Origin of the sequence: Mesorhizobium sp. M7A.F.Ca.CA.004.12.1.1 (assembly GCF_003997835.1) — a bacterium.
In the GTDB taxonomy this organism is placed as follows: Bacteria; Pseudomonadota; Alphaproteobacteria; order Rhizobiales; family Rhizobiaceae; genus Mesorhizobium.
In genome coordinates, this window is record NZ_RZRK01000273.1 from 1,975 (window position 1) to 7,231 (window position 5,257).

At 64.4% G+C, this 5,257-nt stretch carries 6 protein-coding genes; all 6 read right to left on the reverse strand.

The features are described 5' to 3' along the window. The coding region (locus tag EN984_RS38820; RefSeq protein ID WP_245480074.1) for a GMC family oxidoreductase N-terminal domain-containing protein at positions 1-291 on the reverse strand (291 nt) is incomplete at its 3' end. 98 nt (positions 292-389) lie between these two features. Then, positions 390-923, reverse strand: a complete 534-nt coding sequence (locus tag EN984_RS16055) for a DUF934 domain-containing protein (protein ID WP_127271069.1) — start codon at positions 921-923, stop codon at positions 390-392. A gap of 172 nt (positions 924-1,095) precedes the next feature. After that, positions 1,096-1,860 carry a phosphoadenylyl-sulfate reductase gene (locus tag EN984_RS16060; protein ID WP_127383826.1) on the reverse strand — a complete coding sequence of 255 codons (765 nt, stop codon included), beginning with the start codon at positions 1,858-1,860 and terminating at the stop codon, positions 1,096-1,098. Further along, complete coding sequence (locus tag EN984_RS16065) at positions 1,835-3,505, reverse strand: nitrite/sulfite reductase (protein ID WP_127272508.1); 1,671 nt, start codon at positions 3,503-3,505, stop codon at positions 1,835-1,837. Before EN984_RS16065 ends, EN984_RS16060 begins: the two co-directional genes overlap by 26 nt. 43 nt (positions 3,506-3,548) lie before the next feature. Next, complete coding sequence (locus tag EN984_RS16070) at positions 3,549-3,842, reverse strand: DUF2849 domain-containing protein (RefSeq protein WP_127272018.1); 294 nt, start codon at positions 3,840-3,842, stop codon at positions 3,549-3,551. Next, the coding region (cysG, locus tag EN984_RS16075) for a siroheme synthase CysG (RefSeq protein WP_127383827.1) at positions 3,839-5,257 on the reverse strand (1,419 nt) is incomplete at its 5' end. The genes cysG and EN984_RS16070, both read right to left, overlap by 4 nt.

Sequence of the window (5,257 nt, forward strand, 5' to 3'; positions counted from 1 at the left end):
GACATAGAGCATTGCATTGATGGCGCTGGAGCCGCCCAGCGCCTTGCCGCGCGGCTGGTAGCCCTTGCGGCCGCCAAGACCTTGCTGCGGCACGGTTTCGAAGGCCCAGTTGTTGATCCTGGGCCGGCCGGAAAGCATGCCGATAATGCCAGCCGGAGCGCGGATCAGCATATCCCTGCCCTCGCCGCCAGCTTCGATCAGGCAGACCGTTTTCGATGGATCTTCCGAAAGCCGCGCGGCAAGCGCACAGCCGGCGGACCCACCGCCGGCTATGACATAGTCGTAACGCATGAAGACCCCTCCCCGATCGTTCCACGGATTTTCCATCCGGACGATCAAGAGAAGGCCTGAACACGGCTGATGTAAAGACGCGCGGAATTACCGCAACGTCAGCTGCTGCGAACGCGCCGCCAGGAGTATTTCGGGCCTTTTGGTTCCGGCACGGCGGCTGGCTGGTAGTAGAGCCCCAATCCGCCGGTGCGGCCCTCCTCCAGGCGCTTCAACAGCACCGCATTGGAAATCTCGAACTCGTCGAAGCCTAGCCGCAGCATATGCGGCAGTTGGTCCACCAGCACCTGGCCCGTGGCGCGAACGGCACCTTCGAAATGGTAGCGGCCGCGCAGCAGTTCTCCCTTGGAGAAGGAGCGGCCGTCGCTGAAGGCCGGGAAGGCCAATGCCACCAGCGACAGCTGGTCGAGCAGGTCGGCAATCTTCTCGAGCTGATCACCAGGCTGCAGCAGGACGCCGAGCCGTTCCTTGGCCGAGCGGCGCACCTCCGGATCCAGATCGAGGAAGACTTGCAACGGCAGGATGAAGCGGCCGTTGCCGGACAGCGCATCGGCGCTTTCGGCATGCGTCCACTCATCCTCGTGAAAACCCGCAGGGGTCCAGAGTCGGGTCTCCGCTGTCGTCGGTTCAGTCATCAAAAAGTTCCTAAATAGTCAAACGAACCAAGGATGTGTTGAGATTCAGGTCAGGCTGCGCCGAAAATAGCGGCTTCCGAGAACCGGAGCGGAGCGTACTTGAAGTACGTGAGCACCGGAAGCGCAGGAAGCTGCCGTTTGCAGGCCAGCCTAACCTGAATATCAGCATATCCTAAAGGGATGCGTCGGTCAGCGACTTCTCCAGCCCCGACAGGTGAATGCCGCGCTCGGTCTTGGCGTGACCGGCCCAGCGGCCGCTGCGCGCGTCCTCGCCCGGCTGCACCGGCTGCGTGCACGGGAAGCAGCCGATCGACAGATAGCCATAGGCGACCAGCGGATTTTCGCGCAGCGCATGGGCGCGCATGTAGTCCGCCTGGTCCGATGTCGTCCAATGCGCCAGCGGATTGATGCGGATGCGCGGACCGACCGCCTCGAACACCGGCAGCGCCGCCCGCGTCGCGGCCTGAAAACGCTTGCGGCCGGTGAGCCAGGCACGAAATGGCGCGACACCGCGCGCCAGCGGCTCCACCTTGCGCACGTCGCAGCAGGCGTCGGTGTTGCTCTGATGCAGATTGCCCGTCGGATCGATCCGTTCGAGTGCTGCTTCCTCGGGTTTGATCACCCTTATGTTGGTCAGCCCGAAATCGGCGGCGAGCGCGTCGCGATAGCCGAGCGTCTCCTCGAAATGCTTGCCGGTGTCGAGGAAAATGACCGGCAGCGTCCGGTCGATCTTGGCGATCATGTGCAGCAGCACAGCCGAATCCGCGCCGAACGACGACACCGCCGCGATCTCGTCGAGGAACAGTTCGCGGGCCGAGCGTTCGATGATCTCGATCGGCTTCAGATGACCATAGAGCGCATCGAGCCCCGCCGCTTTGGCGGCGATACCGTCATCGACGTCTCCAATACGGTCAAGCGGCCTTGGCTTCGCCAGCATAGAGCGCCTCCTTGAACGGCGCGGGACCGACTCGGCGGTAGGCGTCGATGAATTTCTCTTGTGGGTCGAGCCGGAGGCCGAGATAGGTCTCGACGATCTGCTCGATGGCGTCGGTGATCTCTTCCGACGAGAAGCCGCGGCCGATGATCTCGCCGACCGAGGTGTTTTCGTCGGCCGAGCCGCCCAGCGTCACCTGATAGAGCTCAGAGCCCTTCTTCTCGACCCCGAGGATGCCGATATGGCCGACATGGTGATGACCGCAGGCGTTGATGCAGCCGGAGATCTTCAGCTTCAGTTCGCCGATCTCGCGCTGCCGCTCAAGCGAGGCGAAGCGGCGCGAGATTTCCTGCGCGATCGGGATCGAGCGCGCTGTGGCCAGCGCACAGTAGTCGAGGCCCGGGCAAGCGATGATGTCCGATATCAGGTTGGAATTGGCCGTCGCCAGGCCGATGCCGACCAGCGCATCATAGACCGCCTTGAGGTCGGCGCGGGCCACATGCGGCAGGATCAGGTTCTGCTCATGGCTGACACGCAGCTCGTCAAAGCCATATTTCTCGGCGATGTCGGCGATCGCTTCCATCTGGCTGTCCGAGGCGTCGCCGGGCACCTCGCCGATGCCCTTCAGCGAGATCGTCACCGCCGCATAGTCGGGATGGCGGTGCGTCACGACATTCTGGTCGAGCCACTCCGAGAACCCCTTGGAATCGAGCCGCGCCAGCTTGACCGCCTGGTCGCCTTCCGGCCGCCCAGCGAGCACCGGTGGCGCGAAATAGGCCTCGATGGCGCGGATGTCGGCTTCCGGCAGCTTCAGCTCGGCGTCCTTCAACTCCTGCCACTCGGCCTCGACCTGGCGGGTGATCTCCTCGACGCCGGTCTCATGGACGAGGATCTTGATGCGCGCCTTGTACTTGTTGTCGCGGCGGCCATAGAGGTTGTAAACGCGCAGGATCGCCGTGCAGTAGGACAGAAGGTCGGCTTCCGGCAGGAAATCGCGGATCTTGCGGGCAACCATCGGCGTGCGGCCCTGGCCGCCGCCGATATAGACGGCGAAACCGAGTTCGCCGGCGGCGTTCTTCTTCAGGTGCAGGCCGATGTCGTGGGTCTGAATGGCGGCGCGGTCGCGCTCGGCACCCGTCACCGCGATCTTGAACTTGCGCGGCAGGAACGAGAATTCCGGATGCACCGACGACCATTGGCGCAGGATTTCCGCGTAGGGACGCGGATCGGCGACTTCGTCGGCGGCAGCGCCGGCGAAGTGGTCGGCGGTGACATTGCGAATGCAATTGCCGCTGGTCTGGATGGCATGCATCTCGACACTTGCGAGATCCGCCAGGATCGCCGGAATATCAGACAGCGCCGGCCAGTTGAACTGGATGTTCTGGCGGGTGGTGAAATGGCCATAGCCTTTGTCGTATTTGCGGGCGATGTGACCAAGCATGCGCAACTGCTTGCCGTTCAGCGTGCCGTAAGGCACCGCGATGCGCAGCATGTAGGCATGCAGTTGAAGATAGACGCCGTTCATCAGCCTCAAGGGCCGGAACTGGTCCTCGGTGATCTCGCCGGCAAGACGACGCTGCACCTGGTCGCTGAACTCGGCGACGCGGGCTTGGACAAAATCGTGGTCGAACTCATCGTAACGGTACATGCTTGGTCTTTCAGGGCGCGTCCGCCCATGCCTGGTGTCTTGGTTATGCTGCCCGCGCAGCCTGCTTGCCGAGATCGTTGCGAATGGTCGGGCCGGCAGCGCGGATCTTCTCGCGCAGCCGCACCGGTTGGACGACACCGTTGACGACTTCAGCGTCGATCAAATTGACGTCGACCACTTCGTTGGCGGCATAGGCCTTGGCGCCGATCGCCTCGAGCCTATCCTCCGCTGCCTTGTCATCGGCGAGGTCGGCATGGTCCACCGTCTCCGCCCAGCCGCCATCGGCGTACCAGACAGCAATGCCGTCGGTGAGGCGGTTGGCGGTCAGTATCTTCATGGCTGAACTCCTTCGGCGATCGAACTGGACGCACCTTCATGCCTGTGTGCCGCCAGCGGCTCGGATCGCTCAAAATTGGCGCCGGCGACCGCATCGCCGATGATGGTCATGACCGGGCCGGAAAGATCGGCGCGCGCTTCCAGCGACGGCAGGTCGGCAAGCGTGCCGTGGAAGCGACGCCGGTTGGCGAGGCTGGCATTCTCGACCACGGCCACCGCAGTGTCCGGCGACAGACCGGCCTCGATCAGCCGTCCGGCAACCTCGGCGGCCACCGAGCGGCCCATATAAACGGCGACGGTGGCGCCGGAAATGGCGAGCTTGGCCCAGTCGGGCAGCGAATTGCCCTTGAGGTCGTGGCCGGTGGTGAACACCATCGACGAGGAGACACCGCGCAAGGTCAGCGGCAGTTCGAAATCGGCGGCGGCGGCAAAGGCCGCGGTGACACCCGGAACCACCTCATAGGCGATGCCGGCATCACGAAGTGCCGCCATCTCTTCGCCGGCCCGGCCGAACACCAGCGGATCGCCCGACTTCAGCCGCACGACACGCTTGCCTTCACGGCCAAGCTCGACCAGCAGCGCATTGATCTCAGCCTGGCTCTTGGTGTGGCAGCCCTTACGCTTTCCGACCGGCAGGCGCTCGGCATCGCGGCGACCCATGGCAACGACCGCCTCGGGCACCAGCGCGTCATGGACGATGACATCGGCTTCCATCAGCAGACGATGGGCCCGCAAGGTCAAAAGATCCTCGGCGCCCGGACCGGCGCCAACCAGCGCGATGTGACCGCAAGCGGGCGTGTCCGACAGCAGGAGATCGACGGCAGCTTCATGCGCCTGCGAAAGCTGGCCGGCTTCGGCCGCGCGCGCAGGAGCGCCAGAGAAGAAATCATTCCAGAAGCGGCGGCGGGCATTGCCTTTCGGCAGCAGCTTCTCGGCAGCCCCGCGAAACGACGCCGCAAGAATTGCCAGCGGCCCGAGCGACGGCGACAGCATGCGGTCGATGCGGCCGCGCAACATCTGGGCAAGCACCGGGCCTGCACCTTCGGTGCCGATGGCGATGGCGACCGGCGCGCGGTTGACCAGCGCCGGGGTGAAGAAATCGCAAAGCTCAGGCCGATCGACGGCATTGACCGGAATGCTTAGGCGGCGCGCATCCGCAGCCACCCGACGGTCGAGTTCCTCGTCGCCGCTGGCGGCAAACACCATGATCGCGCCTTCGAGCTGCGATGCGTCGTAAGCGGCGGCAAAATGGCTCGCGCCGGCCTGGACGATGAAGGCGAGCAGATCGGGCTCGGCGTGTTCCGCGATGATCCGCAGGACCGCGCTCGACTGTCCGATCAGCCGCGCCTTGGCGAGTGCCTCTTCGCCGCCGCCGACGATGGCCACGGCTTCGCCCTCGACCCGCATGAACACGGG